Origin of the sequence: Sphingobacterium siyangense (assembly GCF_023277505.1) — a bacterium.
In the GTDB taxonomy this organism is placed as follows: domain Bacteria; phylum Bacteroidota; class Bacteroidia; order Sphingobacteriales; family Sphingobacteriaceae; genus Sphingobacterium; species Sphingobacterium siyangense.
Map to the genome: position 1 here is coordinate 5042940 of NZ_CP080574.1, position 24742 is coordinate 5067681.

The window sequence follows — 24742 nt, forward strand, 5'->3', positions numbered from 1 at the left end:
TCCCTCTTATCATTAAAAACAAAGACCTGTTTACCTATTAGCTTGTAGCTTCCACTTCCTCATTCTTGGTATAAAGCTTACTTCGGTAAGTTATACCCCATTTAGTAATCTCATCGATGATTGGACCCAAAGTTTTTCCGCACTCGGTCAATTCATACTCTACCGTCAGGGGTTTGGTATTTAATACTGTTCTTCTGATCAGCTGGTTCATTTCTAAATCCTGCAGTTCTTTAGACAACATCTTCGCACCTATCCCTTCAACTTCGCGCAGCAGTTCCATAAAACGTAATTTCTCGACCAACAATAAGGTACCTATAATATGAAATTTCCATTTTCCGGCTAAAATCTCCATGGTATCATTAATGGCCAACACACGTGTTTTACATGCACCCGACGACGTTAAAGTTGCTTCCTTTTTCATTTCACTTTTTTTTATTCATGCATTACCCGCCTTCCTAGAGCATCCTATTTCCCTAAACGATCAGCGATAGATGAATACACAAGCAAAGCTTGGCTCCATTGGCACGATTTCTTTATTCTTACAAAAATACGCATTTATAAAGTTTCAGACCACTATCTTTTTGGAAAGTAGTTTCCTTAAGGAAACTGATACCTAAAATAAACTGTCTATCATCTACCTTTGTATTGGCAACATCAGAAGGAATAAATTGGCACAGTTGATGCTGCAAAATGAAAAGTGCAAATAACATATAAAAAATAAAACGATTAAAAAATGAAAAAGCAATTAATCTCGGGTTTAGCCCTTATGCTATTGTTAGCTTCTTGTCAGAACACAAATGGCGACAAAGCAACAACAACAACTGCTCAGGAAGTAACTGAACAAAAAGGACAGACTTACACTGTTGAAGCAGATAAAAGCTCATTAAAATGGACTGGTTACCATAAAGGCGGTTTAAACCCAAGATATGGTGTTTTGAAAAGCGAAGGAACACTTTCAGCTGAAAATAATACCGTTACTGGTGGTACTTTCACAATCGATGTCAATTCTATTCTGACAGATACAGCTTCTGTAGATCCTGCAACATCCGGTGGCAAAAAATCATCAGATTTGGATGCACATTTAAAAAGTGCTGATTTCTTTGACGTAGCAAAATATCCAACTGCAAAATTCGAAATCACCAAAGTTGGTCCATTCGATGCAGCGCAAGGAAAAAGTGTTGTTGCTGATGCGACAAATACGGTCAGTGGTAACTTAACCATCAAAGATAAAACTGTGAATGTAACTTTCCCTGCAAAAATTACGTTCAATGGTGACGAAGTAACATTCTACTCTAAATTTACGATCCAAAGACAAGATTGGGGTCTTACTTACGGTACAGAAGGTAATCCACAAGATTGGATGATTGCACAAAACGTTGACATTGAACTTAATGTCACTGCAAAAAATGCGAAATAGTTTTCAATAGCGTTTAGTCGCTTATAGTAAATAGATTAATCGGGTAGGTTCTACTTGATTAATCTATTTGATTTAAATAACCTCCCAATAAGAGGTCGTCTTCATTCAGGACCTGGGTCAAGTGTGAGTCTTTCAAGAGGTATATGCGGTCACTGATTTCCATTACCTGCCTAAAATAATGATCTGATATCAATATTCCTTTTCGATGTTTTACTAACTGAATCTGTTCTTTAATAAGCTCAATATAAATAGGACTAAGACCGACAAAGGGTTCATCAAGTAAAGCGATGGATTCTTTGGTATAAACGATCAATAGCGTTTCAAACAAACGAATCATTCCCAGTGATAGGCTACTCAATCGCCTATTCAAATTCTCTTGAATCAATGGAAGCTCCAGTAAATTAACATCATCGATTTGAAAAAATTTAAGGGCTTCAGAAAGCAGCAAATTTCTATGCAAAAAACCTTCCTGAGGGAGATAGGTAATCTCTCCTGTCTGGTAGCCTTTTTCAAATTTAACACCTTTGCAATGCATGAAAGCAAAATCCGCTTTAATACGTCCAAATATAACGCTCATCAGGGTAGATTTCCCACTACCATTTCTGCCCAAAATCCCGACTACCTCATGCTGCGCACATGTCAAATAAAGCCCCGAAAGAATGCTCCTGCCACCACGACTAAACGATAAACTATCTATGTATAGCAGCTCGTTAGATAAATTTTCAGACTCCAACATAAAATTACAAATAACAAAAAGTCTATTACACTAAGCCTTATCAGCAGACTTATGGGAGATATATGTAAATTTTTCAGAAACACTTCTTTCTTAGGAAGATGAAAAATATATTCGGCAATAAAAGAAATATTAGAACCAATGACTTTAAACCAAAAAATGAACATATAGAACGACGCTGTTCCAACGGAATTCAGCATAAAACGTGGTGACTGTAAAAGAATACCTCCTGTTACAAATAAATTAAAGAGAATAATGAATCTAAAAAATTTTAAACTTAACCGTATCGTCTTAATGGAATTCAATAAGAAATGTATTAGCTACTTATAATCGGCGTTATCATAATAAACAGGTTTTAAACGCTGAAATGAATATAGCCAAAAGAAATGACCGAACATTATTTTTAACATTCCTTAACTTCAGCGGATGCACCTGATAGCACCTCTATATCCTTACTTTTCGGTTTGTTCTAATTTTTTCTTCAATCGCTGTTTTGCCTTACGAACCGCTTCCACCGAAACACACAGCAGTTCGCTCATACTTGCATTACTTAAATCCAATTTGAGCAGCGCTAATATCTTGAGATCATTCTCGGTAATCTTTGGATAAGTTTGCCGCATTTGTGTCAGATAAGCTGGATACACTTTGTTAAAAACATGTTTGAATTTTTGCCATCGCTCATCCGTCATAATGTGCTGCTGCAAAAGCGCATTCAGATTATCCGTAACTTGTGTCAGGTATGCCGGGTCAGATTCAGAAATCTTTACTACTTCCTGCCTAAGTTGCTGGATGATGACATCGTTTTGCCGGATAGTGTCTGTAAACTCGGTCAAGGAGTTGCGTAAAATCATTAGCTCCTGATCTAACAATTGTTTTTCATAGGCAAGCGCAAGTTGGTCTTTTTCCAGTAAAGTATTCCGCATCTTAATTTTAATTTTCGACTTATTGACTAACAGAACAACTATCGCAAAAATCAACATAAGTACAATGCCTATGAACTGATACATCCGTTTTGTCCGAATCCGTTTTTCTTCCGTGGCTTGGATAGTCCGGTTGTATTTTTCAGATTCCCTTTGCCAGAGCATTTTCTGTATCTCCTTGTCATTCGTTCTCTTTTCCAACGAATCTTTCAGCATTAGATACAAATGCAATTGCTTAAGCTCCTCCCCTTCACGTCCTAAACCCCGCATAATGTTGGACTTGGATTTTGCTAGTTCCATTTTATATTTCAAAAAATAGGGTTTGTCTTCCATCAAATGCTCACAGGCCATCGTATATTGCTCGGCCAACTTCCATTCTTTCAATTCGATATACCAATTGGCTAGATTGAGATTTGCCCGCATTGCATCTGTACGTTCATTGTAATGCATGGAGAGCGCTATATTTTTCTTAACCAACGCAATAGCTTTTTCCCTTTCACCTTTTCGCCATGCATGATCCGCCAGATTACCAGAAATAATACCGATCCACACGGAATCCTTCGCCAATTTAGCCTCATCCATGGCACGATTCAAATAAGAAAAGGCTTGGTGATTGAGCGAGTCCTTTGCCAGATATACAGCAATAGAGTTGATCAGATCGACACGTTCTCGTGAAGCCGGCTTTGTAAAGGGTAAAGCCTCTTCCAAATAAACAACAGCATTTGCCTGATCACCAATATAACTGTAGAAGCTCGCCATAAATTGGTAATGCTTCACCACCAAGGGGATTTTTTTGATATTGACTTTAGATTTTAAATCATTCGCTCGTAGAAAGAACGGAAATGCTTCTTTTACCCGTCTATAGACGAAGTTGTAATACCCTTCACGGGCACAACCTAACATTTCTAATTCAGCATCAGGATGAACACGTAGCAGCTGCTCAGCCAAACGATAATAGCGCTCAGATGACGAATTTATACGATCAAAAGCTATAGAGAAACCATCGGCCATGCGCATATAATAGGCCCATTTTAAAGCAATATTCCTTTTTTTGTCTGCCAATTCAAAAACCGGAGCCAAGGCATTTCTCAACTTGATCGTATCACCGTCAAATCTGATGGGCAACAGCAGGACAGCTTCCAGTTGGACAACAGGATTCTCAATAGCAGATATTTCTGCTACAGATTGCCCATAGACATGATTAAGTTTGCCTGACAATACCAAAGAAACGAGTATAAAAGAATAAAGTAAAATGGTTTTCATGCTTAAAAAAGGTCAATTTCAGCGCGCTGTCTCCCTATTGATATAACCAATAAAATAATTTTCAATAATTCTTTAAAATTAACACGCAAAATCCTTAAAGAAAATGGTTAATACAGACATATTGCTCGCAAATCAATGCGCTCAAATCCGGTTATAAATATAATATTTATAACTTTAACATAATTATACGTTTTTATTAAAATTTCGCCTTCTTTCAACACTATTATGTTCCATTAGATTTGACAGATCAGGTCTTTTATTTAACACTTTTCCAAAAAAATGAACAAAATTCAAACAAAAAGAACAGGATTAACTCTCCGAAAAGGAATATTGAAAGATCTGCAGGAAATATTAATCCTATTTTCCGGAACGGTTGAGACTGTATGCGCAAATGATTATAATAACGAGCAAATTGTAGCATGGATATCATGCGTCAATAACACTGACCGTTGGCATCGGCTAATCGAAGATCAGTATTTTATTGTAGCTGTGCTCAATCAGAAGATTGTTGGTTTTACCTCCTTATATCATGGAGATTATATCGACGTCTTGTATGTGCATAAAGATTTTCAACGACAAGGGATCGCACAACAGCTTTATAATGCACTGGAAGCCGAAGCTACCACACATAAAAACACTATTTTAACCGCAGACGTAAGCAAAACAGCAAAACCTTTTTTTGAAGCTAATGGCTTCAAAGTTATCGCAGAGCAGATACAAATACGAACTGAAGTCGAAATACCAAACTATAACATGAAAAAAGATCTTTAGGTTCTCTTCCGAATTTTAGAAATGCTCTCCATAGTCGATTACTTCAGTTTTCAAAAGCAGCTTACTTTCAGTATTATTCTTTAATGTCGCTGTTGCTATTTTAGTCTTTGTATCGACATTGAACTCCAGTACAGCCCCAATGCCCTTTTTATCATTAAAAAATGAAGCAAAGTTTTTAAATGTCTCAGTTTCATCAAACAAAAATCGCGCAGCACATCGGTTATTATGCTGATCATACCATTTGATATAAACATCTTTGGGAATACCTCGAGATGCCATGTCCATATCCCGAAGACGCTCATCAAAGACAAAACGTTCGGAATTATAAAATTCAAAGTCTGCGTCGAATGTTTTAATGTCGGCAGACATAATAAGTTTTGGCTGTAAAGAATACCGCGTGCGCAATTTATCCCAATAGCCATAGGGAATCGGTTTATTTGCAATAGCTTCTTGAACATCCGAAGGAATAATCGATGTATCGGACAGTACCTGTTCGCGCCATTCTTGATTAAAGATATTACCATACGTTCCATTTTCCTTGGATTGATCCGAAGCCTTGATCGTTACTTTTTCAGCTTGATAACGACCAATTTCGACCTGACGACGTCCCGTTCCCGCGGCCCATATCACAAGTACGCCCCCCGGAGCAAAGCCCAAAATAACCTTATTATAATGTTCATCAACAGTTTTCATCGCCCCTTTTTCTTGGTATGGCGTACTGAACAACGTCCGCAATTTACCATAATCAATCGGACCGTTCATGCGATAAAAAACATCTTCAGCAAATGAATACCAAGTAATGTCCAATGCCTTAGGCAATGACATCACCTGCTCATATGTACCGCCTCCAGCTTGTCCCCAAATGGCGTTATAGTTCACTATATTGCCCTCACTAAATGTAAACTCGTAATCTTCATCTTTCGGAAAGATAAAGCGGCCTTTATACAACTGGACGGGATAAGCTGTTGGATTACTCATCGAACAGAACCATTTATAGCGTCCTTCCCTGATATTATCTTCTTGCGTGAGGCGTTCTTCCCTGAGGTCATTAAACTCACGTATTGTCGTTGAGAACGCGAATATAATCGGTAGCAAAATAAGATATCCAAGCAAAGTCGGAACTAAATATTTCCATGATTTTACAGCCCATGTTATAATCACGCTACTAAAGAATGTCAGGAAAATACTGAGTGTTAAAATCAAGGGAAACATTTCTTTAATCACTCCGCCCAGATCCGCATAAAGTCGATGCTCGTATTCATCACCCAAGGTTGATAAAAAAAGAAGTACCGGAAGCAATAAAGAAAATAAGCAATAAAAAAGAAAACCATAGCCAAGTTCAAAAGCAAATTTTGGTTTCTCTAAGACCTTTAACTTTTTCCGAAAGAAATTAAAATGGAAATAAACCAAGGCGATAACAATAAAATAAGGCGAACAACAACATGCAGCATAAGCCAAATTTAAATCTGCATTCTGTACAAGTAGGGTCGCGATTAGGCTGATGATGGCAACAAAAAAAGCAGAAACCGTAGCTCTTAAAATCATTGTAATTTGTTTTTAATCCAAAAAAATTTGTTGATTTAGCCTAACCGACAACAACACACTTCAAAAATAACAAGAAATGTTTTAGGAATATAAAGCGATCGATATTCAAGTACATTGATCAAATATTCGACCCAAAGTAGACAATATATTCTTTTAACAAGAATGTATTTAATTAACTTTTATCGGTTTTCGCCAGGATCGATATCCTGAGCAATTTCAAACACAGTCAGTAAAGGTCCAGCTTTCCCCCCTCTCCAGCAAGAGATCGCTCGTTATCGTAAATTTTCTTCGAAAACACTCCAATCAAAGGTCCCCTAAGGAAAGTCGATCAAGTTTACTAACTTCGTTTTTATTCTTCAAATCATGGATATACATAATAAAATTAGAAAAGCCAAAGAGAGTGATTCGCATGTTGTACCTGAAATTATGCTCCAGGCGATGGGAGACATTATATTTCGTTTTATTCAAAAAGAAGATCCAACTGAGGCAGTACTTTTTCTAACTCAGCTTTTTAGGCAAAAAGGTAATCTCTATAGTTATGAGAATACATTTGTCGCAATTGACGATAATGAACGTATTGTAGGCTCTTTAACTGGCTACGATGCTGATCAGTTTGTTGAATTAAGACAGCCTATTTTAGATCACATGAAGGATCAGTACAACAATAATTTGATTCCAGAAGCCGAAACAGCTGGTGACGAATTTTATATCGATTCAATTGCTGTTGCTCCCATTGCACGAGGTAAAGGTATCGGAACACAACTTTTACAATATGCGATTACACATGCCAAGCAACATGGTTTTAAACAAATTGGTCTGCTCGTTGACCTAAAGAATCCCAATGCGCAAAAGCTCTATGAAAGGATTGGTTTTAAGCTTGGTAAAAAAACGTCTTTCGCAGGAGGCGAATATTACCATATGTATATTTCCCTTGATTAAATACAGTGTTTAGCTTATTTATCGCCATTCAGGCCTTATCCCGCTAATCAGTACCACCTAAAACAAAATGCTGAATTAGGAAATGCCGCAATCCGTGTGCTCAAAGATCTACCTCTTGACAGAAGACCCGAAGAGTATTACGCTGATAATGAAGATTGGACCGATTAACAACGTGATCAAACTTTTTACGTTTATTTAGAATAATTACTGATAATACTGTATTTTTGCGCTGTTCATCCTATTGACGGCGCATCTATGACAAATAAAAGAGCTAAACAAAATATTCTAAAAAATATACTTGGAAAACTCCACCTTTATTTGGGCTTATTATTTGGTATAATCTTTTTTGCTGTTTGCGTTACAGGAATGTTATTGAGTTTTGAAAAAGAGCTTACCCCACTTTTGTGGCCGAAAGAACAGAAGGTAACCGTACAAACCAATCGTCTTTCTCTTGCACATATTTCCGAAAAAGCCGAATCTATATTTCCGGACAAAAAGTTGTTTCGCATCGAAATTCCAGCAGATCCTTCCCGCAGTGTCCGCATACAGTATGGACAAAAAAAGACCGGATATTGGTATGCATATATGAATCCCTATACTGGAGAACTATTATCCAAAGGTCGGCAGAGTGACCGTTTTTTTCAAAAGACTTTAGATATCCATCGTTTTCTTCTCGTCGAAAAAATCGGAAGTACCCTAACGGGAATCTCAGCTCTAGCGGCTCTCTTTCTTGCCCTAAGTGGCATTTACCTTTGGTGGCCTAAAAATAAATCCATGCTCAGACAACGTGTAACCATGAAAATGGCAGCCTCTCTCAAAAGAAAGGTCTGGGATTTTCACGCAGTCGGCGGTTTCTACGCATCTTTGTTTTTAATTATTTTTACCTTAACTGGATTGACCTGGAGTTTCGATTGGTACAATAAACAATTCTATAAAGTATTGGGCTCAACCCAAAAATCAACAAAAGAGAAGATCAGCAACACCAACAAACTGGCTTTTTCAGATTACCTTGTGCTGGATACGATCTATCAGCAGTTAAACAGCCTATACCCTACCTCGGGAAATATAATTGTCACATTTCCTGAAAAGAAGGATTTAGCTTTTGCGCTAACCAAGGAAAACTTTTCAAATGCAACTTTGCAGATCAACCAGGCATTCTTTGACAGCAAATCCGGACAGTTACTTAAAAATAACCCTTTAGAAAAGTTACCATTGGCACAGCAGGTTCAACGGATGATGAAATCCATCCATATGGGATCGATATTTGGACTACCCTCTAAAATTATTGCATTCTTAGCCGTTACCCTAGCAGCGTCTCTTCCCATCACAGGGATATGGATATGGCTGAACAAAAGAAAGAAGAAGAAACCGTCAAAAAGCCAAAAGAAGAAATCAATTCAACTTCAAACCATAGCATAGCCTACCATGCGTATTGTCCTTATTTTTCTCATCTTTCTGATAAGTCGAGCAGAAAGCCAAGCCAGTGCATTCTGGATGGAGGTGATACCACCTGCTAAAAACAGTTCATTGGTAACAGTCCGCGTGTGTTATGGTTATATTGATGACCTTAGTGTAAGACATCGTACAAGTGGCACCGAATTCGAGTCCATAAAATTGTTTGACTTCAAAACACGAGCAACCTCAGGCCAAGAATCACCATTGTTATTGATAAAAAAAGCGGATTGCTGGGAGGGGACATTTTCCGCCAAAGCAAACACATTTTATCAGGTTATTGGAATCAATACCAAGTTACCCGTCATCGTTAGAAATGCAAAGGATTCCAGTAAAAACATCCGTTCCATTGAATATCTTTACGGTGAATATGGACGCTCCAGCGCGCCGGATACCTTACCTATCATAGCGGAAGGTCCATATATCCAACTTATACCAAAAAAAGATTCTTATCAGATATCACCTTACATCTATGGTAAACGCCCATCGAAAGAGTCTACTATCCGAATCTTTAACCCGGAGAATTGGGAGAAAAATATTCCAGTTGACACCGCTGCAAATATAGTTTTTCGGGCAACTCAAAAAGGCATGTATATGATCCGGCTAGATTGGTATGAAAATAGCCCCGGCGAGGATCAAGGCATTTCCTTTATGAGAATCAGACATCGTTGCAATTATTGTCTCAATCTGTAAATAGATAAAAAAAGAGAAGGCTAAGCCTTCTCTTTTTTTATCTATTCGTTGTGGTCTTCCACTAAAATTTTAGTGTAAAGTTAGCCAAAACACGCGCCGGGCTCTGTGGCGTAAGCCTTACCGACCAAGCTTTCTCACTTGTCAAATTATCTACTTTTATTCCGACCCTAAATTTAGGTTGATCATAATAAACAGTTGCGTCAAATAGCTGATAGGAAGGAATAATAACCTTAGCTGTCTGCGTATTTGTCTGATAAGAGGAACTGCCCATATTTCCTCCAAATCCGGCGCCCAGTCCTTGATATTTTCCAGCTGGTATACGATAACTCAACCAAAAATTCAACATACGCTGTGGCCCCGAAAGTGCAGGTCTCAAACCATTTACCGATGGATCGGCGTTACTATATTTACTCTCATTATAAGCATATCCAGCTACAATATTCATTCCGTTAAAAGGATTCGCAGTCAATTCCACTTCAACACCTTTACTTAACTGTGTACCGTCCTGGATGGAATAATTACTATCCTCTGGATTCGTGCGTAAAACATTATCCACACGGATATCGTAGTAACTTACAGTTCCAGCCAAACGGTGGTTGAATAGATCCCCTTTTACACCAAACTCCATCTGATTGGCATATTCGGGTTTGAAAGGATTGCTATTGATATCCACACCACTGATATTATTAAAACCGTTCATATAGTTTCCAAATACCGATAGCTTATCTTTGAGCGCTTCATATACCACACCAAATTTGGGTGACAATGCTGTTTGCCCAAATGGTCCTTTTTGGATCCCCCCAGCACCTATCCCGCCCGTAGTTTCCCCTGTCGTAATATTGTAGACCCCATGATATTGAAAGCGGTCCACACGCAGACTCGCCATAACCATCAATTGATCCGTCAAATTAAATACATCAGAAACATAGGCCGCATACGTATCGTCACTATTTTTCTCCTTACGATAGGCAGATTTTGCGGTTAAAGAATCAACAATAAAATGATTGATACGATAATCTGCAGGTGGATTTATAAAATTGATTGTCCGGGTGTTGGTATGGTAGCGATCAAAATAATTGGAATTATTATAGTAGTCCAAGCCTATAACCATCCGGTTGCGAAATTTTCCGATATGAAAATCACCGATAAAATTCTGTTGCAGATCCGTCGCAATAAACGACGTAGTTCCCACCATAACCTGTGCATTTAAGGTCGAATCAGATTTACCATTCAGCGCTGAGATATACCCATTGATAGTTGAATTTGCCCTAGAAATGATAGTCTGTGAAGTCCATTCTTCTGAAATTTTATAGTTCATCTGCGCAAAAATATTGAACATCTGCGTTTGATAGGCTAAATCATTGCTTAGAAAAGTCTTCTTGTAAGGGAATTTCATATCACTGATGGACTGCACTTTGTTACTTCCAGTGTATGGGTTGAAACGTACCACAGATGTCCCTTTGGCCTGTCCATACTCAAGATCCAAGAGTAATGAAAGCCGATCTGTAATCTGGTACGAGAAACTTGGTGCCAAGGCAAAGCTATTGGTAAATCCCAGGTCCTGAAAACTTTTTTCTATCGTTCCAGCGGCATTGATTCTGAAAAGAGCTGTCCGGTCCGCATTTATCGGCGTATTGAGATCCAAAGCGACACGGTTATAATTCCAGCTTCCACCTACATAACCAACTTCGCCCCCAAAATCGTTATAAGGCTTTTTGGTAACACGGTTATAAACGCCACCGTAGCTGCTCGATACACTTTTTCCAAACAAGGTAGCTGATGGTCCTTTTATGGCTTCAATGCGCTCCAGATTAACTGGATCGATAAAAGAAAAAGCAGCTCCAGCGACACCATTACGTGCATTTGGCTCAGTTTCAAATCCTCTCGAACGAAACGTTACCCGGCCTTGGTTAGCAATCATTGGTATGCCAGCACCGGGAACATTTTTAGAAATGCTACCGAGGTCCACAGCGATTTGCTCCTGAAAAAGAGTTTTGGGAACTGCATTATACACCTGCGGGTTCTCCAAATTTTTTAAGGGTAAGCGTGCCACGTACACACTTTCTTTTTGAACAAATCTGTTGTTTTTACCGTGCACAACAACTTCCTGCAAAGCAAGTACATTCTCGTCCGACATCTGATAATTCGCTTCCACGTGAATAAGAGGGGCTCCGATATGAACGGGGATCTTGATTTCCTTGGCCCCTAATAATTGTACACGAATGGTATAATTACCTGTATCTAACCCTTTGAAGATGTATTTACCATCCTCATCTGTAAGGGTCGTTCGCTGAAGTTCTAGCAATGAAATAGCCTTGGAAGCCATAGGTTCACCATCCACCATTGTTAAGCGCCCGCGAACGCTGCCCTTGCTCTCCTGCGACAGCAGGCTGTGTGAAAGATGTAAAAGGCTAATGATAAAGACAGTGCGTAAAATTGATCGCATTGAAAAAATGTATGTTTCCATTTAGACAAAAGAATTTGTAGATGATATTGTCTCTTTGTAGGAGCGCAATGAATAATGGCCCAAAGATATGCTATTTTTAATAATTCTAAATAAAAGAATTATTAAAAATAAATCGATGACGGAAGGACACAAATTACTAGGGAAATATCCCTTTCATTCTTCACATTTTTTTCGATATTAGTAGCTATGACAGACCGCAAAGAAAATTCGACGAATGCAATCAATGAAAAAACATTACAACAGTTCTGTAACGCCTCAAAAACGTTGGCATTATTCAGTGGTCGATGGAAACTTTCGATTCTATTCAAACACCTCGAGCAGGACACAAACTATTCGGAATTCAAAATTCTTCTGCCCCAAGTAAGCGATCGTACACTTGCGAAACAATTGAAAGAATTGCAGCTGGATGGACTCATTCAAAAAGACCGAAGTAAAACAGCATCTGTCTATTCACTGACCGACAAAAGTCATCAGCTAAAACCCCTATTGGCAGCCCTTTCTCGGTTCAACAACGACCATCCTTAACTAAAATCAACCCGCTCCAAAAATTCAATCACCTCTCCATTTGGACTATAAACGAGACTGTTGCGTACAAAAACATCTTTTTTACCTTGACTGAGCCTGAGTTCGAAAACACCGGCACTCAGGTCCTCTGCACCATGGGCGATAGCCTGTATTCGGGCATCTTCGGCATCTTCTACCGTAAAACACAGATGAAGTAGCGCATTCTCGACATACTCCTCCCCCTCTATACGCCTTCTTCCCTGCGTTGGAATAGCAGCATTCTTATCACAAATTTCCAAATAATAGCCTATAGAGGCATTAAAAAGCATGGCGCAGCGTTCTAAATTGAACTCGGGTAACGACCATTCATGCACGACAATAAAACCAAGATTTCCATAAAAGCCAATCGTCTTATCAAAATCCTGAGCCTTAATCGACAGGTGGTGAAAACCTACAATATTATCTTTCAATTCCATAGCGTATAATTTTTGAACAAAACTAAAGTGTTTTTCCGGAGACTGGAACAACTTACAAAATTGTAAGTTGCACTGGTCGGATCGAAAACCAACAGGGCCACATTGCGCGCCGCAATGAAACCAATTTCATCAAACTAACATCCACTTAACTATTTGCACAAAATGATACTGAAAGATCGGATAGAAAACCAACAACCAATTCTATTGGACCAGAAAAGAGTATACGTTAAAACTAGCCGTATCAAAAGGGAGATTTTAAATTACAGGAGATAGATCTTATTATTTTAGTGTACTTTTGCCCGGTAAATTTTTCGATCTGAACAAGAGCCAAAAGCGTTGTAACTACCATGAGTCTATAAAAATGGGGCATTCCTTAGACATCATTTCGATGGACTTTGCTGCCAAAGTATCGTGACACCCAGCATAAGAAATCGAATGTTATAAATTCTTCAAAAATCAAGATAGAATGCGCAAAGTTTAAAGCCCTTGGTCTACATATTTTTGCAAATAAAATGAAACAGCATCTCCACAGACAATTACGGATCTATAGATATGTGATCTATAGAGAGACATTAGTCGATCCTTGGGAACATTTTTGGTCATTTATTGGTGCATTTGTTGGGATATTTATTATCGCCTATATCCAATCACTTCATTTACCTTCGCTCGAAAATGTCTTTTTGATAGGTTCTTTCGGAGCTTCCTCGGTTTTGGTTTATGGTGCCATACAAAGTCCACTTGCACAGCCACGCAATTTAATCGGCGGCCATGTTGTTTCTGCAATCGCCGGAGTTACCGTTGCACAGCTCCTTCCCGATATTATCTGGCTGACCGCTCCCTTTGCCGTTGCCCTGTCCATTGTTTGTATGCAACATACACGCACGCTGCATCCTCCTGGTGGAGCAACTGCACTCATTGCAGTCAGCAGCGGAACAAAGATCTCTTCAATGGGATATTGGTACGTATTAAGTCCAGTACTATCAGGTTGCATAATTTTATTCCTGGTGGCTCTAATCTTTAACAATATCACAAAAAAGAGACATTATCCTGTAAAAAAATCACGTTTACGCCGTTCAAGAAGGCAGCATCTAAAAACCCGTTTTGATAGCGCCAAGAACCCGTCAAACCTATAAAGTGCTGGAATCCCTCATTCTATCCAAATCTATCGGATAGAATGGGTACTTGATTCATATCCTGGCAAAATCCGCCGAAGATTAAGCTAGAAAGATCTATTTTGAGACTAGAAAACCACTATAGTCCATAAAATTACCTTTCCTTTAAATTAAGTAAATTCTCAAAATTAACTTGCATAAATTTTAACAATTACCTAATTTCACCAGCAAAACACATATTAATACATAAAAGTATTTCCATAAAAACAATTATTTAACAAATAATCACTTAAATCAAAACCATTATTTAAAAAACACGTTAACTATTTTATTAATTACATTTAATTATATACTAACAACGTAAACCAATCATGACCAGATTTACTCAAACAGTGCTGTTGATTCTGTTAATCTTCACAAGTCAACTTGTCGTTAATTGTTCCTCGGATAAGGATCCAATTGATGAAATCGAAAATTCGACCAGTTGGATGGACGACCTCGAAAAATCTTTAGGAACAGGCACCAAAGCCAAATTAAACAATTGGATAGCAAAAGGTTTGGACCAAACCAAACTCAAAGAGGCATTTTCTAAGTCCAAGGATAAGGCTGCTCTGCTGAATAACCTAGAAACAGCACAAAGTATTTATCATCAAAGAGTATATATTGAAGACTGGAACAATATCCCTGGAATAGAAAAATCTGATTATGTACCGAATGGCTTAGCCAATGGAAAAAACAGCCCATGGAATAACCCCGATTTAGATTTACCTGCTGTTGAAGCAGCCAACTTTGTCGACGCTACAGCGACAGAACTACCCGCAGGCACCAAAATATATCGTGTCACTGGCGGAAATCCTGCTGGCGGCTACTGGACCAAAGAGATTCCAAAATCCGTTGGCGACGTAATCGGCGGTACTGCCGTTCAACCGGCATGGAACAACTTCAGTAAATTCTACCGCTATGAAGTGCCACAAGCCAAAACACTAAAAGTATGGCAAGGGACCACCGCAAGACAACCCATTGCCGCAGGTATAATCAACCCCCATCTGCCAGGTAAAGCAATTCAGCTATTTATCCCTGCAGCTATCAGAGATGATGCCTTTAAACAACTAGTACAAGAAATTCCTTTACCATGGTAACTATTGAATACATCAAAGCGCATTATCTGCAACTTCTGACACTATTGCAACAGGAAGTTTCACTCAACCAGTCAGCTCAACCGTTTTTAGACTATGTTCTTCTTTATGAGAATAAATTTTCAGGCACATCAACTACAGCGGATGTACAACAGCTTCGGGAGTTTTTGAGAGGGGCAAACCGATTTGCAGATGAGTTTTCATTTTCCGATCGGCATGGCGGCCAAATACGGGCCTTGATCAAAAGTCTCTATGACCTATTGGATACCGCTATTTCATAGCTTATACAGGAGCGTTTTTGACTAGTAAGCCAAAAACGCTCTTTTACAAATTATCCTTCACATCCGCTAAAACGGTTGTCATGGCCCGATAGATCCCATACAATAAGAAGAGTAGACTTGTAATTGTAAGCCCCAGATACTCCACCACCCACGCAATAAGGATAGCTAAGAGGTGAATTTTACCATTCTCCGGTTTAAATGCCGCTCCCGAATAAACGTAGTAAGCAATGGAACCAAATAACACCAACCATATCACCGCATAAACATAATGAAGTGGGTTTTTGCTGAGCTTTTTATTTTTAAACATGTGTCAAGTTTTATGATTTGTTAGCCATCCGTTTATCTAAACAGCAAACGGATATGTTGTCAAATGTAATCCCTAGCCCAGCTTTTCCCAAGGCACAACTATAATTCGCATCCGATGGTTTAATATTCGTGGAACCGCTAAAAAAAATCGGCAGCAGCAATCATCGGCATACAGCTACTTCGCTACCTTAACAACAAAAGAAAAAGTCCCTTACATTACTGCAAGGGACTTTACGATAACCGATTATTCCGATATGATTTCTATGCCGCTGGAAATTTGCTCATATCCATATAAAATATCTCCCAGGTATGACCGTCAAAATCTTCAATACTTCGCTGTTGCATAAAACCGTAGTCTTTCATTGGCGTTGGTTCAATTCCTCCGGCTTTCAATCCATTATCAACAATTTCGTTCACACGATCCAAACCAGAAACAGAAAGTGAAAGTAGTGCTGCAATCTGTTTTTTTGTATCTGCAAGCGGTTTTTCTGTAAATGTTTTAAATTTATCCGGAGATAAAAGCATCACAAAAATATGCTCACTCCAAACCATACATTTGCCTTGTTCATCGGAAAACTGAGGATTATTCGTAAAGCCCAATTGTGTATAAAAATCCATTGACTTATTCACATCGGCTACGACGAGATTAATAAATATCTGTTTCATCATTTTAAATTTTAATTGCTATTGATCATGCAAAGTTGAAAATTTTCATCCAAAAAAAACTTGACCTATGCGAAGATTTTTATGCAGCATCAATGAATAAGCAGCGGAATGACCACGCCTTATATGGATAGCTCGTTATATGGATCGCTTGTTACTTAGCGAGCTCATTCAATTCGGCCTGTGAAAACACATGCTCACCTTTGAGATAACTATTTGCTTCTTTCAAATAGATATAGATCACTTCTCGGCCCTTTGGATTGGGTAATTTATGTAAGTTGTGCACCAAATACTCCTTGTCCCGCAATCGATCTTTACTATAGCTTAAAAAAGAGGGCGCATGTGTCTGCACACTCCAACGAATAAAACGTAAATCGATATTATCGGGATATTTCATGATCATTTCCTCCAAAAGCTTTTTCCCTTTCTTGAATTGACCTAATTTTGTAAACGGATTACCCATATGTTTCGCCCATAATATTTCATAAGCAGCCAGGTATCCCTTCTCCGTTGCGGAATTGGCAGCTCCTTCCAATAGTTTCAGATTCGCTTCACAGAGTTTTTTATTTTGAACAGCAGTAGCGTACTCGGCTCGCATTTTATCAACATCAACTTGACCAAAACAACATATCGCACATAATACCAAAGAGACACAGACAAAAAATCGTATAACCATTTTCAATTCAATTAAAGTAAAAAATAGAACGCTGTTCTAGTAATATAACAATATCGACAAGCTTTGAGTTTTCTTATTTTTTAATCCGTTGAGAATGCCGTTTGTTCTGCCATTTTCCCAATACGATCAATAATGCACCAATTGCGACGAAAACCAAGGTCACTCCAAAGCTGTTCAAAAGAACCCTGTCCATCCCCAACTCGGAAACATTGACAAAAGGATACGGATAAAATCCAGAAAACGAACCATGCCACAACGTATAAAAAAGATAGACTAATGGGAAGATCAGCCAATAGAAAAGATGATTCCAACGGATTGTTCCCTTGTCCAAAAAGCGCCACCAAAAAAGGAAAAAACTCAAAGGAGTGACCACATGCAATAATTCGTCAACTACCATTGATAAACCCTGTGGATGCGACAGAAAGCGTAGTAGGGTATTATAGATAATTCCGACAATAAGAATGTATAATGTTACGGCAGTAATTGTTTCGGGTTTAGTAAAAAATAGGCCTATTCGACTTTTTGACCAGCAAACAGTAAAAAAACAGCATAGCAGAACCATTACATTACCTAGAATCGTAAAATAACTAAAAAACTGAACAATATAGTCCATGCGCCCAAGCTTAGAGACGAGAGCGCTTAATACAAATTGCCCAACGACTGCAAACAAGGTAATCAAACCAATGCTACCAGCGAAAACCGATTTTAATGAACTTTGAGTCTCCATATTACGAGTGGTCTATACAATACTAAATATAAAAATTTCAACTGCTATTTGGAATTTTAAATGATCAAATCCAATTCACCGCTGTTCGAACCCGGAATCCAGATTGTAAATAATTGCAACGAATTGTAAATGGATTCAGTTTCCTTACTAACAATTATTATTTTTATACGCTATAAAGTATTGATAAATGATTAGAGTAGCCATTATCGAGGATGAACCCGCCGTACGCAAAGAAATCAGCTATTTGGTCCAACAGGAAACTGACGTTGAACTTGTTGGCTGGAGCGATACGGTGACAAATGCTGTAAAATTGATTGAAGAGAAACAACCAGACGTTATACTTATGGATATTCAGCTCCGTGATGGTACAGCATTTGACATCCTAAAAAAGCTAACCGTTATTCCACAGAATATTATTTTCATTACGGCCTACAATCATTTTGCAATCAAAGCCATCAAATACGGTGCTTTGGATTATCTCTTGAAACCAGTCGATCAAACCGAACTAAACGAAGCCTTAGAACGTTACCGGCGTAAAAGCGAAAACAATCCCCAATGGATGCAACGTTTATCAATGGCACAAGAAGCTTTACATGCCAGTGAACTTCCCGAAAGCATAGCCTTGTCTTCCATACACCAGGTACGTATCGTCCCTGTTCACAACATCGTGTACTGCAAAGGAGACGGTCCCTATACTTTTTTCTTTTTAAATGATGGTACAAAAGAGTTAATCTCTAAACCCCTCAAATATTATGAAGAATTATTGCCACAGCCTTATTTCTTACGCACCCATCAATCGTATCTTGTCAACAGGTCGCATATTTCTGGTGTCAATCGTTCCGAATATATTGTCTTAAAGAACAAAGAGGAAATTCCAATTTCATCACGTAGAAAAAACTCGATCTTAAATCAGCTTTTCCCAGAAAAATGAGCGCACTGAACCGCATTTTCCCTTGGCTACTACTGCCTTTGTTTTTTATCGCTTGCGCTCGAAAGAAAGACACACCCTCGCCCGACTATGATGCTATTGCTGCACAGATTAAAACGCTCGAAGACCGAAAATTAACTGCAGCAAATGGAGATTCCATCAAACAGGCCTGGTTAACGTTAGACCATAATTCCACCGTAAAAAAAGACACGGTACTCGCTGCCCGTGTAAAATATTACCTGGCACGACTCTATGCTATGAGTGGTCAAGATTCGGCTCTTTTTTTTGTTCAACAGGCGCTTGAACTCATTGAACCCACCACTGGAAACGCAAAGTACAAAGCGCTTATTTACAATGGAATAGGAAACATCCGTAGCATAGAAGCAAAACAACGCGAAGCGGGCTATTATTATAACAAAGCCGCCACGATTGTTTTGTCGGATACCGCTGCAGGACTGTCAACCGAAGCAAAATCAGCGATATTATTGTCCGCTGCCCAAAACAACTTGAGCTCCTTCCAGTATAACCTTGCAGAAAAAATGAATCGTTCGGTACTCCCCCTAATTGATTCACTGTCGGAAGGACATATTAACCGACAACGCGTTTTGGTACAAATGATACAGACGCTGAACACCTTACAACGGCCAGCAGAAGATATTGCCCCCTTCCTTCATCAACTCGAAGAATTACACACTAAAAATCCAGACAAATACAACATTAGTTTTCTATACGATTCGAAGATCCAATACTATGAAACGGCTAAGAAACCGGATTCCATTTTACATTATGAATTGCTAAAAATAACAATAGATGAACGTTTGCACCAACAGACAGCATCCTCTATATTGATGAACAATTTATTCGTAGACTACAGTAATGTAGCCGCAATCTATGTTTCATTAAATAAGCCGGTATTGGGCGAAAAATTCATCCAAAAAGCAGGCAAACTTAAAGCGCAGTTTCCCAAATTAATCTTTCCCAACAACGAAATTACATTTCAAAACAGTCTCGCAGCCGTCTATCGCTTGCAAGGAAAAGATAAAGCAGCTATAGACGTATTGAATCACCTTGTGCAATTACAAAGAGGTATTTATCAGTCGGAGAATACACAAGCGATTGCGGAAATGAATGCCCTTTATCAACTCCAGGCGAAAGATCAGTCTATTCGTATACTGAATGAAAATATCAAGATCAATAAGCTTCAGCTACAACAAAATCGTTTAGGACTGATCATTTCCTCCCTGGCGGTTATTTTATTGATCATCATACTTTTCTTCCTATATTACAGTTTTCGTCAGCGACGCTCCAGGCAAGAGAAAGAAAAGGTCTTATTGCAGCAGCAGTTGTTGCGCACACAGATGGAACCGCACTTTATTTTCAATACCCTTTCCGCTGTACAGAGCTTCATGCGCCTGGATAAAAAAGAAAATGCCATCAAATATTTGAACCGTTTCAGCCGACTATTACGTAGCAATCTCGAATTAAGCCGTGAAAACCTCGTTCCATTAAATGAGGAACTTGAAACCCTAGAAAACTATTTGATCTTACAGCAAATGCGTTTTGAAGATGCTTTTCATTACCACATCACACAACCTGAAGATCAAGATTTAAGTGCAGTCATGCTACCGCCAATGCTGATACAACCCTATGTTGAAAATGCAATTCTGCACGGTATAAACCTCGAAACGGGCGATGGTAGTATTGACATCCAGTTTGCGTTGTCTGCAGATATCCTACGGGTGACGATTAAAGATAGCGGTAAAGTCAATCCAGACATTCCTGAAATTACACATCGTTCACTCTCTGGAACAATCAGTCGCGAACGTATGCAATTGTTAGGAAAAAAAGCGAGTCTTCAGACCACCAAAGACCCAACTGCTGGCACTACGGTCACACTTCTTATTCCAATTACCTATTAACGATTTATATTATTTAAACAAACTGCAGCGCATTCAACTTGTCATCTAATATCAAGATAGGATATAAATTGTAGCGCAATTTCATTCGTTATCCATGGAAAATCAATTAAATTAATTAAATTCGTTTATAAACCAACGAAATAGCGTTTTGAACACAATTTTCAAATTTATAGTCGCATAATTTAGCCTCACAAACCACAGGCTAATTATTCTTTTATTCGGGTAACTCCTATCCGAACAGGTTTTCATTTCACCCTATTATTCTCGGTATTGTTAGCTCAGGAGAGTATTTTTATGCTATTTCAGTATTTAAAATACCGTATCCCATCCTTTCCAATATCGTCGATAACATCAAAAATCAAATAAAGAATATTAAGCGCGACTACAACTCATGCGAAAAGAATATATCTGGGAGATCAAAGCACACAACACTCCCCTTCTCAAAAGATCCTGCAGCCATTGTGATAGTGATAGGTTCTACTGCAGTGAAAAGTTCAGAATGAATGCACAGAAAAAAAATATCGACGTTTGGTTGATTTATAGATGTATCAAATGTGATAACACCTACAATATGACCATTATTTCCCGTGCCAGCCCCGAATCCATCAATAAGGAACTGTTTCATAGATTTCAGGAAAACAACAGGGAGCTAGCATGGCAATACGCTTTTTCAACAGAAATCAGAAAAAAGAACAATGTTGAAGCAGATTTCGATACCATCAAATATGAAATACAGTATGAACAGCGGTTCATGGAGAATTTGCACAGCACAAACGAAGACACCTTATCCTTCAAAGTCATCTATGTATTCAGCTTTCAGCTCAAACTAGCCACCGTCATTCGTAACTGTTTAAAACTATCATCCAGGCAGCTTGACCGACTCATCACTATGCAGGCAATTACTGTACATGGAAAATTTCTAGAAAAAAAACATCGCATCAAACATGAGGATATTGTGAAAATATCATGCGAAGCATTGAAACGCATAACCCGATAAACAAACGGCGAGCAATCCTATAATTGCCCGCCGTCTTATTAACTAAACACAAACTAAATTTCATTTCAGGTTCTCCCCCTGCTCATTGACATTATTTATTTTTGTTTCATTATATCCGCTAAAAGTTTCATGTAAAAACCTCCAACAACACTACGCGCCTTAAAGTTTTCACGGATCCCCGTAGTCGAATCATAAAAATCATTTAATGGGACACGGGATTCCGTTTGAATCGCATGATTATAGACAGGTTTCACCAAAGCTTCAAATGCTTCTTTTGACGGAGCAAATGATGCTGTCCAAAGAATCCAGTCATTTTTGGTGTAAGCCTTACGGCTATCCAATGGTATGCCGAATCTATTTTGCTTGGTCAGGTAATACTTAATTTCCGTATCATACACTTTTTGCGGAAACAGATTCAATCCCAACACTTTGTCCCAGATCAAATTATATTTTTGACTCCAGGTATTTTTATCGTCAAATGTCAGCGCGTAATGGTCGCCCGCATCTGCCATTTCCATCCATTTCGGAACCATTTCCTCCGCAATTGCACGGTATTTTTTTGCGATTGCAGTTTCACCAATGGCCTCCGCTAGCTGCGCATAACAGGCAATACCCACAATAGCTTTAACAGATAAATTGGCATTTCGTGCAAGATGACCAGCAAAATCGTCTGTACAGAGCTGCGTTTTAGGGTCAAAGCCATCTTTAACGAGATAATCTACCCAAGTTGTCAATGTTTTCCAATGCTTCCTCGCATAGTCCCCATTCCCTTGCACTTTCGCGATTGCTGCAGTTAAAATAATCATATTGCCCGATTCCTCCACAGGCATAGGCTCGCCATAGGTTTGACCATTGGCCAATGGATACGTACCCAAATCGTGAGCCGCCCAAGGATAGGGGTATTTACCGCTCTCGCTAAAATAAAATATTCCAGTTAACATCCCTTTCAACAGCTCCGGATTATAGATCAAATACAATGGTGCTGAAGGATAAGTGACATCCACCGTATTGATAAAACCACCACTATTATTTTCTTTGGAAAGCCATAGCAGTTCATTTTGTGGACTTTTCACCAAGGTATGTGCTGCTATACTTTGGCGATAAGCTAGCACACTAAGATGTGCATATTCTTTTCCACCCGATTTTAATGCATCTGCATATACAGCTTTGTCGAATGCTACGCACTTATCGAGCACATTACGATACTCATCTGCAGCCAAAGTCAGCTGATTTTCCATTGTTTCTTTGCCAGAATTGTTCCACCATGGTCGCAGGTTATTTTTGAAATACTGAATCGCATAAATTTCATCGTAGCCTACCTCAACAAAACGCTCCTCCGCTTTCGCCCCCACATTGCCAAATGGAATGACCGTGTTCAGCGCAAGTGAGGTACCCTTAACAGTTTTTGCAGCGGTCGTTGTTCCCTTTCTAAAGGCGTCGACGGCTCCGCCCCTCGGACTAATAAACTGTTGCGTTTTATACCGCTTTGGTGAAGCAACATAAAAATACCCCCAGTCTATCCGCATATCATCGGCACCTTTTTGCAAAATAGGCTGTTCGACCGTTCCCGCTTTTAGTACCGACAATTTTGCCGTTTCATATTTATCGGCGGTTACTTCCTGTGAAGGCTTATACACCGCAATATTTGTGGATGCACTTAGAAAAACTTTAACAGCATGTTGCTTGCCATCGTTTGCTTTTACGTTATACGTGATATAGCTTACCGGTCGAGCCAATAAATTCAGATCATCCATAAGCAAAGGCGACGTAAAGCTTAGTTTCAGATCCACCTTACCTGCCTGAAAATTATAGACCGTACGCGTCGCTGTTATTTCCACATCTTTTTGCACGGCTTCCTGAATTTTCGGTCCACGCTCTTTAAGCCTGTCGACCAAGCCAAAATCCAGGTAACGACCGCCAGCACTATTCTTCAAATGGATGGCAATATGATTTTGCCCGGCCTTCAAATTAGCCTTGTCAATCGGTAAATAGTGAAAGCTGTTAGTCCAACCTACCTTTTCGTAAACCTTCTTCCCATTCAAAAATACGTCTATATTATCATCATGATTGAGTTTTAGAAACAGCTCATTGATGCCCTTCGGATCCGCTACGGAAAACTCACGTCTCACCCAGATATCGTCCGATTTCCAAAGCGTCTTTACCTGCTGCGCATCATCACCGATGGGTGCAAGTCCCGATTTCCACGTATTCGTATTATAAGCGGAAGACTCCCAGCTGCCTTGAGGTTTTGATTCAGTATATTGTACCGTATAAGATTTATCTTCCGAAGTCGGTAGAATAACCGCATAACTAGGCTCTTCTTTGCCAAGAAAACGATAAATATTGCCATCAACATTAATTAAGCCCAACAGCGAATGATCAGCGTCTGTCCAGTGTTTCGTTGTCGACGCATGAAGCTGATCAGTCATAGACCATATACTAAAATTCGGGTTGTGTGTAATCAATGGATAAGCCGGAGCTTTGCGTTCTTGAGCTTGTCCATCTAAAACAGTGGAAACACAGGCCACAATAACACAGAGACCTATCTTCCCAAGTTTGTTCATTGCATAAATAGATTTTTGAAAAGGTTTAATCATATTTTTTGGATAAAATTAGCTATACAGTTTTCCCCATTGAGCATATGCACAATCGTTTTAACAAAGAAAGTTGGAATAATTTAAATTCAGCTGTCGCATCGTATCATTTTACCTTCAATTTATATCATATTTGACATGCTGCCATCTAATCAAGATAATTATTATCTTTGAGAACCCGTCCGATCGTTATGTGCAAAATGACCTAATAAACATCGGCATT

At 38.9% G+C, this 24742-nt stretch carries 23 protein-coding genes; 12 read left to right on the forward strand and 11 right to left on the reverse strand.

Translation table 11 applies throughout. The annotated features are described in order from the left end of the window. Nucleotides 1–37: 37 nt before the first annotated feature. Nucleotides 38–421, reverse strand: coding sequence for a winged helix-turn-helix transcriptional regulator (locus K2F45_RS21255; protein WP_075993811.1), 384 nt, complete (start codon nucleotides 419–421; stop codon nucleotides 38–40). Nucleotides 422–733: 312 nt separating this feature from the next. Here K2F45_RS21255 and K2F45_RS21260 point away from each other — a divergent pair, with 312 nt between their 5' ends. Then, nucleotides 734–1417, forward strand: coding sequence for a YceI family protein (locus K2F45_RS21260; protein WP_075993812.1), 684 nt, complete (start codon nucleotides 734–736; stop codon nucleotides 1415–1417). Between the two features lie 58 nt (nucleotides 1418–1475). Here the strand turns inward: K2F45_RS21260 and K2F45_RS21265 are convergent, their stop codons facing one another. Next, nucleotides 1476–2153 carry an ATP-binding cassette domain-containing protein gene (locus tag K2F45_RS21265; protein ID WP_075993813.1) on the reverse strand — a complete coding sequence of 226 codons (678 nt, stop codon included), beginning with the start codon at nucleotides 2151–2153 and terminating at the stop codon, nucleotides 1476–1478. A 449-nt stretch (nucleotides 2154–2602) separates the two neighbouring features. Further along, nucleotides 2603–4333 carry a helix-turn-helix transcriptional regulator gene (locus K2F45_RS21270; protein ID WP_075993814.1) on the reverse strand — a complete coding sequence of 577 codons (1731 nt, stop codon included), beginning with the start codon at nucleotides 4331–4333 and terminating at the stop codon, nucleotides 2603–2605. A 279-nt stretch (nucleotides 4334–4612) separates the two neighbouring features. Here K2F45_RS21270 and K2F45_RS21275 point away from each other — a divergent pair, with 279 nt between their 5' ends. Next, nucleotides 4613–5104: a GNAT family N-acetyltransferase gene (locus K2F45_RS21275; protein WP_075993815.1), complete on the forward strand. Its 492-nt coding sequence runs from the start codon at nucleotides 4613–4615 to the stop codon at nucleotides 5102–5104. Between the two features lie 15 nt (nucleotides 5105–5119). On the opposite strand, the gene K2F45_RS21280 is transcribed toward K2F45_RS21275, so the two are convergent. Further along, nucleotides 5120–6649 (reverse strand): DUF2931 family protein, encoded by a 1530-nt coding sequence (locus K2F45_RS21280; RefSeq protein ID WP_248932394.1) that lies wholly within the window; start codon nucleotides 6647–6649, stop codon nucleotides 5120–5122. A 363-nt stretch (nucleotides 6650–7012) separates the two neighbouring features. On the opposite strand from K2F45_RS21280, the gene K2F45_RS21285 reads away from it, so the two are divergent. From K2F45_RS21285 to K2F45_RS21295, 3 genes are all read left to right on the forward strand, one after another. Beyond that, complete coding sequence (locus K2F45_RS21285) at nucleotides 7013–7588, forward strand: GNAT family N-acetyltransferase (RefSeq protein WP_216640393.1); 576 nt, start codon at nucleotides 7013–7015, stop codon at nucleotides 7586–7588. A gap of 255 nt (nucleotides 7589–7843) precedes the next feature. Beyond that, nucleotides 7844–9007 (forward strand): PepSY-associated TM helix domain-containing protein, encoded by a 1164-nt coding sequence (locus K2F45_RS21290; RefSeq protein ID WP_075993817.1) that lies wholly within the window; start codon nucleotides 7844–7846, stop codon nucleotides 9005–9007. A 6-nt stretch (nucleotides 9008–9013) separates the two neighbouring features. Further along, nucleotides 9014–9733 (forward strand): hypothetical protein, encoded by a 720-nt coding sequence (locus K2F45_RS21295; protein WP_075993818.1) that lies wholly within the window; start codon nucleotides 9014–9016, stop codon nucleotides 9731–9733. 61 nt (nucleotides 9734–9794) lie between these two features. Here the strand turns inward: K2F45_RS21295 and K2F45_RS21300 are convergent, their stop codons facing one another. Then, entirely contained in the window at nucleotides 9795–12179 is a 2385-nt protein-coding gene (locus tag K2F45_RS21300) for a TonB-dependent receptor (RefSeq protein ID WP_075994931.1), read from the reverse strand. A 207-nt stretch (nucleotides 12180–12386) separates the two neighbouring features. Between K2F45_RS21300 and K2F45_RS21305 the strand changes: the two genes are divergently transcribed. Next, nucleotides 12387–12725, forward strand: coding sequence for a winged helix-turn-helix transcriptional regulator (locus K2F45_RS21305; protein ID WP_248932395.1), 339 nt, complete (start codon nucleotides 12387–12389; stop codon nucleotides 12723–12725). Here K2F45_RS21305 and K2F45_RS21310 read toward each other — a convergent pair. Next, nucleotides 12722–13180, reverse strand: coding sequence for a VOC family protein (locus tag K2F45_RS21310; RefSeq protein ID WP_075993820.1), 459 nt, complete (start codon nucleotides 13178–13180; stop codon nucleotides 12722–12724). The genes K2F45_RS21305 and K2F45_RS21310 overlap by 4 nt on opposite strands. A 512-nt stretch (nucleotides 13181–13692) precedes the next feature. Between K2F45_RS21310 and K2F45_RS21315 the strand changes: the two genes are divergently transcribed. The 3 genes from K2F45_RS21315 (at nucleotide 13693) to K2F45_RS21325 (ending at nucleotide 15709) form a co-directional block, all read left to right on the forward strand. Next, entirely contained in the window at nucleotides 13693–14313 is a 621-nt protein-coding gene (locus K2F45_RS21315; protein WP_075993821.1) for an HPP family protein, read from the forward strand. Nucleotides 14314–14663: 350 nt separating this feature from the next. Further along, on the forward strand, nucleotides 14664–15431 hold the full coding sequence (locus tag K2F45_RS21320) for a hypothetical protein (protein WP_075993822.1): 768 nt from the start codon (nucleotides 14664–14666) through the stop codon (nucleotides 15429–15431). Next, entirely contained in the window at nucleotides 15425–15709 is a 285-nt protein-coding gene (locus K2F45_RS21325; protein WP_248932396.1) for a hypothetical protein, read from the forward strand. Before K2F45_RS21320 ends, K2F45_RS21325 begins: the two co-directional genes overlap by 7 nt. A 43-nt stretch (nucleotides 15710–15752) precedes the next feature. Here the strand turns inward: K2F45_RS21325 and K2F45_RS21330 are convergent, their stop codons facing one another. The 4 genes from K2F45_RS21330 to K2F45_RS21345 all read right to left on the reverse strand — a co-directional run bounded on the left by K2F45_RS21330 (nucleotide 15753) and on the right by K2F45_RS21345 (nucleotide 18081). Further along, on the reverse strand, nucleotides 15753–16016 hold the full coding sequence (locus tag K2F45_RS21330) for a hypothetical protein (protein ID WP_075993824.1): 264 nt from the start codon (nucleotides 16014–16016) through the stop codon (nucleotides 15753–15755). Nucleotides 16017–16276: 260 nt separating this feature from the next. Beyond that, a complete protein-coding gene (locus K2F45_RS21335; RefSeq protein WP_075993825.1) occupies nucleotides 16277–16684 on the reverse strand; it encodes a VOC family protein in 408 nt (135 codons plus the stop codon). Between the two features lie 148 nt (nucleotides 16685–16832). Beyond that, the gene (locus tag K2F45_RS21340; protein ID WP_157626183.1) at nucleotides 16833–17354 is read right to left on the reverse strand and encodes a hypothetical protein; all 522 of its coding nucleotides are present in this window, start codon (nucleotides 17352–17354) and stop codon (nucleotides 16833–16835) included. Between the two features lie 73 nt (nucleotides 17355–17427). Next, nucleotides 17428–18081 carry a Pr6Pr family membrane protein gene (locus K2F45_RS21345; RefSeq protein ID WP_075993827.1) on the reverse strand — a complete coding sequence of 218 codons (654 nt, stop codon included), beginning with the start codon at nucleotides 18079–18081 and terminating at the stop codon, nucleotides 17428–17430. Between the two features lie 187 nt (nucleotides 18082–18268). Between K2F45_RS21345 and K2F45_RS21350 the strand changes: the two genes are divergently transcribed. The 3 genes from K2F45_RS21350 to K2F45_RS21360 all read left to right on the forward strand — a co-directional run bounded on the left by K2F45_RS21350 (nucleotide 18269) and on the right by K2F45_RS21360 (nucleotide 21925). Then, the gene (locus K2F45_RS21350) at nucleotides 18269–19012 is read left to right on the forward strand and encodes a LytR/AlgR family response regulator transcription factor (protein ID WP_083663731.1); all 744 of its coding nucleotides are present in this window, start codon (nucleotides 18269–18271) and stop codon (nucleotides 19010–19012) included. Beyond that, the gene (locus K2F45_RS21355; RefSeq protein ID WP_248932397.1) at nucleotides 19009–20928 is read left to right on the forward strand and encodes a sensor histidine kinase; all 1920 of its coding nucleotides are present in this window, start codon (nucleotides 19009–19011) and stop codon (nucleotides 20926–20928) included. The genes K2F45_RS21350 and K2F45_RS21355 overlap by 4 nt, the downstream gene beginning before the upstream one ends. Nucleotides 20929–21427: 499 nt before the next feature. Next, nucleotides 21428–21925 (forward strand): DUF1062 domain-containing protein, encoded by a 498-nt coding sequence (locus K2F45_RS21360; RefSeq protein ID WP_248932398.1) that lies wholly within the window; start codon nucleotides 21428–21430, stop codon nucleotides 21923–21925. A gap of 95 nt (nucleotides 21926–22020) precedes the next feature. On the opposite strand, the gene K2F45_RS21365 is transcribed toward K2F45_RS21360, so the two are convergent. Further along, on the reverse strand, nucleotides 22021–24489 hold the full coding sequence (locus K2F45_RS21365; protein WP_420833029.1) for a glutaminase family protein: 2469 nt from the start codon (nucleotides 24487–24489) through the stop codon (nucleotides 22021–22023). Nucleotides 24490–24742: the final 253 nt, after the last annotated feature.

What these genes read in the sequence shown, in the direction of transcription:
- K2F45_RS21320 (WP_075993822.1), top strand. Translation starts at nt 14,664, where the DNA reads ATGACCAGATTTACTCAAACAGTGCTGTTGATTCTGTTAATCTTCACA.
- K2F45_RS21345 (WP_075993827.1), bottom strand. Translation starts at nt 18,081, where the DNA reads ATGGAGACTCAAAGTTCATTAAAATCGGTTTTCGCTGGTAGCATTGGT.
- K2F45_RS21360 (WP_248932398.1), top strand. Translation starts at nt 21,428, where the DNA reads ATGAATGCACAGAAAAAAAATATCGACGTTTGGTTGATTTATAGATGT.
- K2F45_RS21310 (WP_075993820.1), bottom strand. Translation starts at nt 13,180, where the DNA reads ATGGAATTGAAAGATAATATTGTAGGTTTTCACCACCTGTCGATTAAG.
- K2F45_RS21355 (WP_248932397.1), top strand. Translation starts at nt 19,009, where the DNA reads ATGAGCGCACTGAACCGCATTTTCCCTTGGCTACTACTGCCTTTGTTT.
- K2F45_RS21295 (WP_075993818.1), top strand. Translation starts at nt 9,014, where the DNA reads ATGCGTATTGTCCTTATTTTTCTCATCTTTCTGATAAGTCGAGCAGAA.
- K2F45_RS21330 (WP_075993824.1), bottom strand. Translation starts at nt 16,016, where the DNA reads ATGTTTAAAAATAAAAAGCTCAGCAAAAACCCACTTCATTATGTTTAT.
- K2F45_RS21270 (WP_075993814.1), bottom strand. Translation starts at nt 4,333, where the DNA reads ATGAAAACCATTTTACTTTATTCTTTTATACTCGTTTCTTTGGTATTG.
- K2F45_RS21265 (WP_075993813.1), bottom strand. Translation starts at nt 2,153, where the DNA reads ATGTTGGAGTCTGAAAATTTATCTAACGAGCTGCTATACATAGATAGT.
- K2F45_RS21255 (WP_075993811.1), bottom strand. Translation starts at nt 421, where the DNA reads ATGAAAAAGGAAGCAACTTTAACGTCGTCGGGTGCATGTAAAACACGT.
- K2F45_RS21285 (WP_216640393.1), top strand. Translation starts at nt 7,013, where the DNA reads ATGGATATACATAATAAAATTAGAAAAGCCAAAGAGAGTGATTCGCAT.
- K2F45_RS21315 (WP_075993821.1), top strand. Translation starts at nt 13,693, where the DNA reads ATGAAACAGCATCTCCACAGACAATTACGGATCTATAGATATGTGATC.
- K2F45_RS21340 (WP_157626183.1), bottom strand. Translation starts at nt 17,354, where the DNA reads ATGGTTATACGATTTTTTGTCTGTGTCTCTTTGGTATTATGTGCGATA.
- K2F45_RS21305 (WP_248932395.1), top strand. Translation starts at nt 12,387, where the DNA reads ATGACAGACCGCAAAGAAAATTCGACGAATGCAATCAATGAAAAAACA.
- K2F45_RS21290 (WP_075993817.1), top strand. Translation starts at nt 7,844, where the DNA reads ATGACAAATAAAAGAGCTAAACAAAATATTCTAAAAAATATACTTGGA.
- K2F45_RS21325 (WP_248932396.1), top strand. Translation starts at nt 15,425, where the DNA reads ATGGTAACTATTGAATACATCAAAGCGCATTATCTGCAACTTCTGACA.
- K2F45_RS21335 (WP_075993825.1), bottom strand. Translation starts at nt 16,684, where the DNA reads ATGATGAAACAGATATTTATTAATCTCGTCGTAGCCGATGTGAATAAG.
- K2F45_RS21260 (WP_075993812.1), top strand. Translation starts at nt 734, where the DNA reads ATGAAAAAGCAATTAATCTCGGGTTTAGCCCTTATGCTATTGTTAGCT.
- K2F45_RS21280 (WP_248932394.1), bottom strand. Translation starts at nt 6,649, where the DNA reads ATGATTTTAAGAGCTACGGTTTCTGCTTTTTTTGTTGCCATCATCAGC.
- K2F45_RS21275 (WP_075993815.1), top strand. Translation starts at nt 4,613, where the DNA reads ATGAACAAAATTCAAACAAAAAGAACAGGATTAACTCTCCGAAAAGGA.
- K2F45_RS21300 (WP_075994931.1), bottom strand. Translation starts at nt 12,179, where the DNA reads ATGCGATCAATTTTACGCACTGTCTTTATCATTAGCCTTTTACATCTT.
- K2F45_RS21350 (WP_083663731.1), top strand. Translation starts at nt 18,269, where the DNA reads ATGATTAGAGTAGCCATTATCGAGGATGAACCCGCCGTACGCAAAGAA.
- K2F45_RS21365 (WP_420833029.1), bottom strand. Translation starts at nt 24,489, where the DNA reads ATGAACAAACTTGGGAAGATAGGTCTCTGTGTTATTGTGGCCTGTGTT.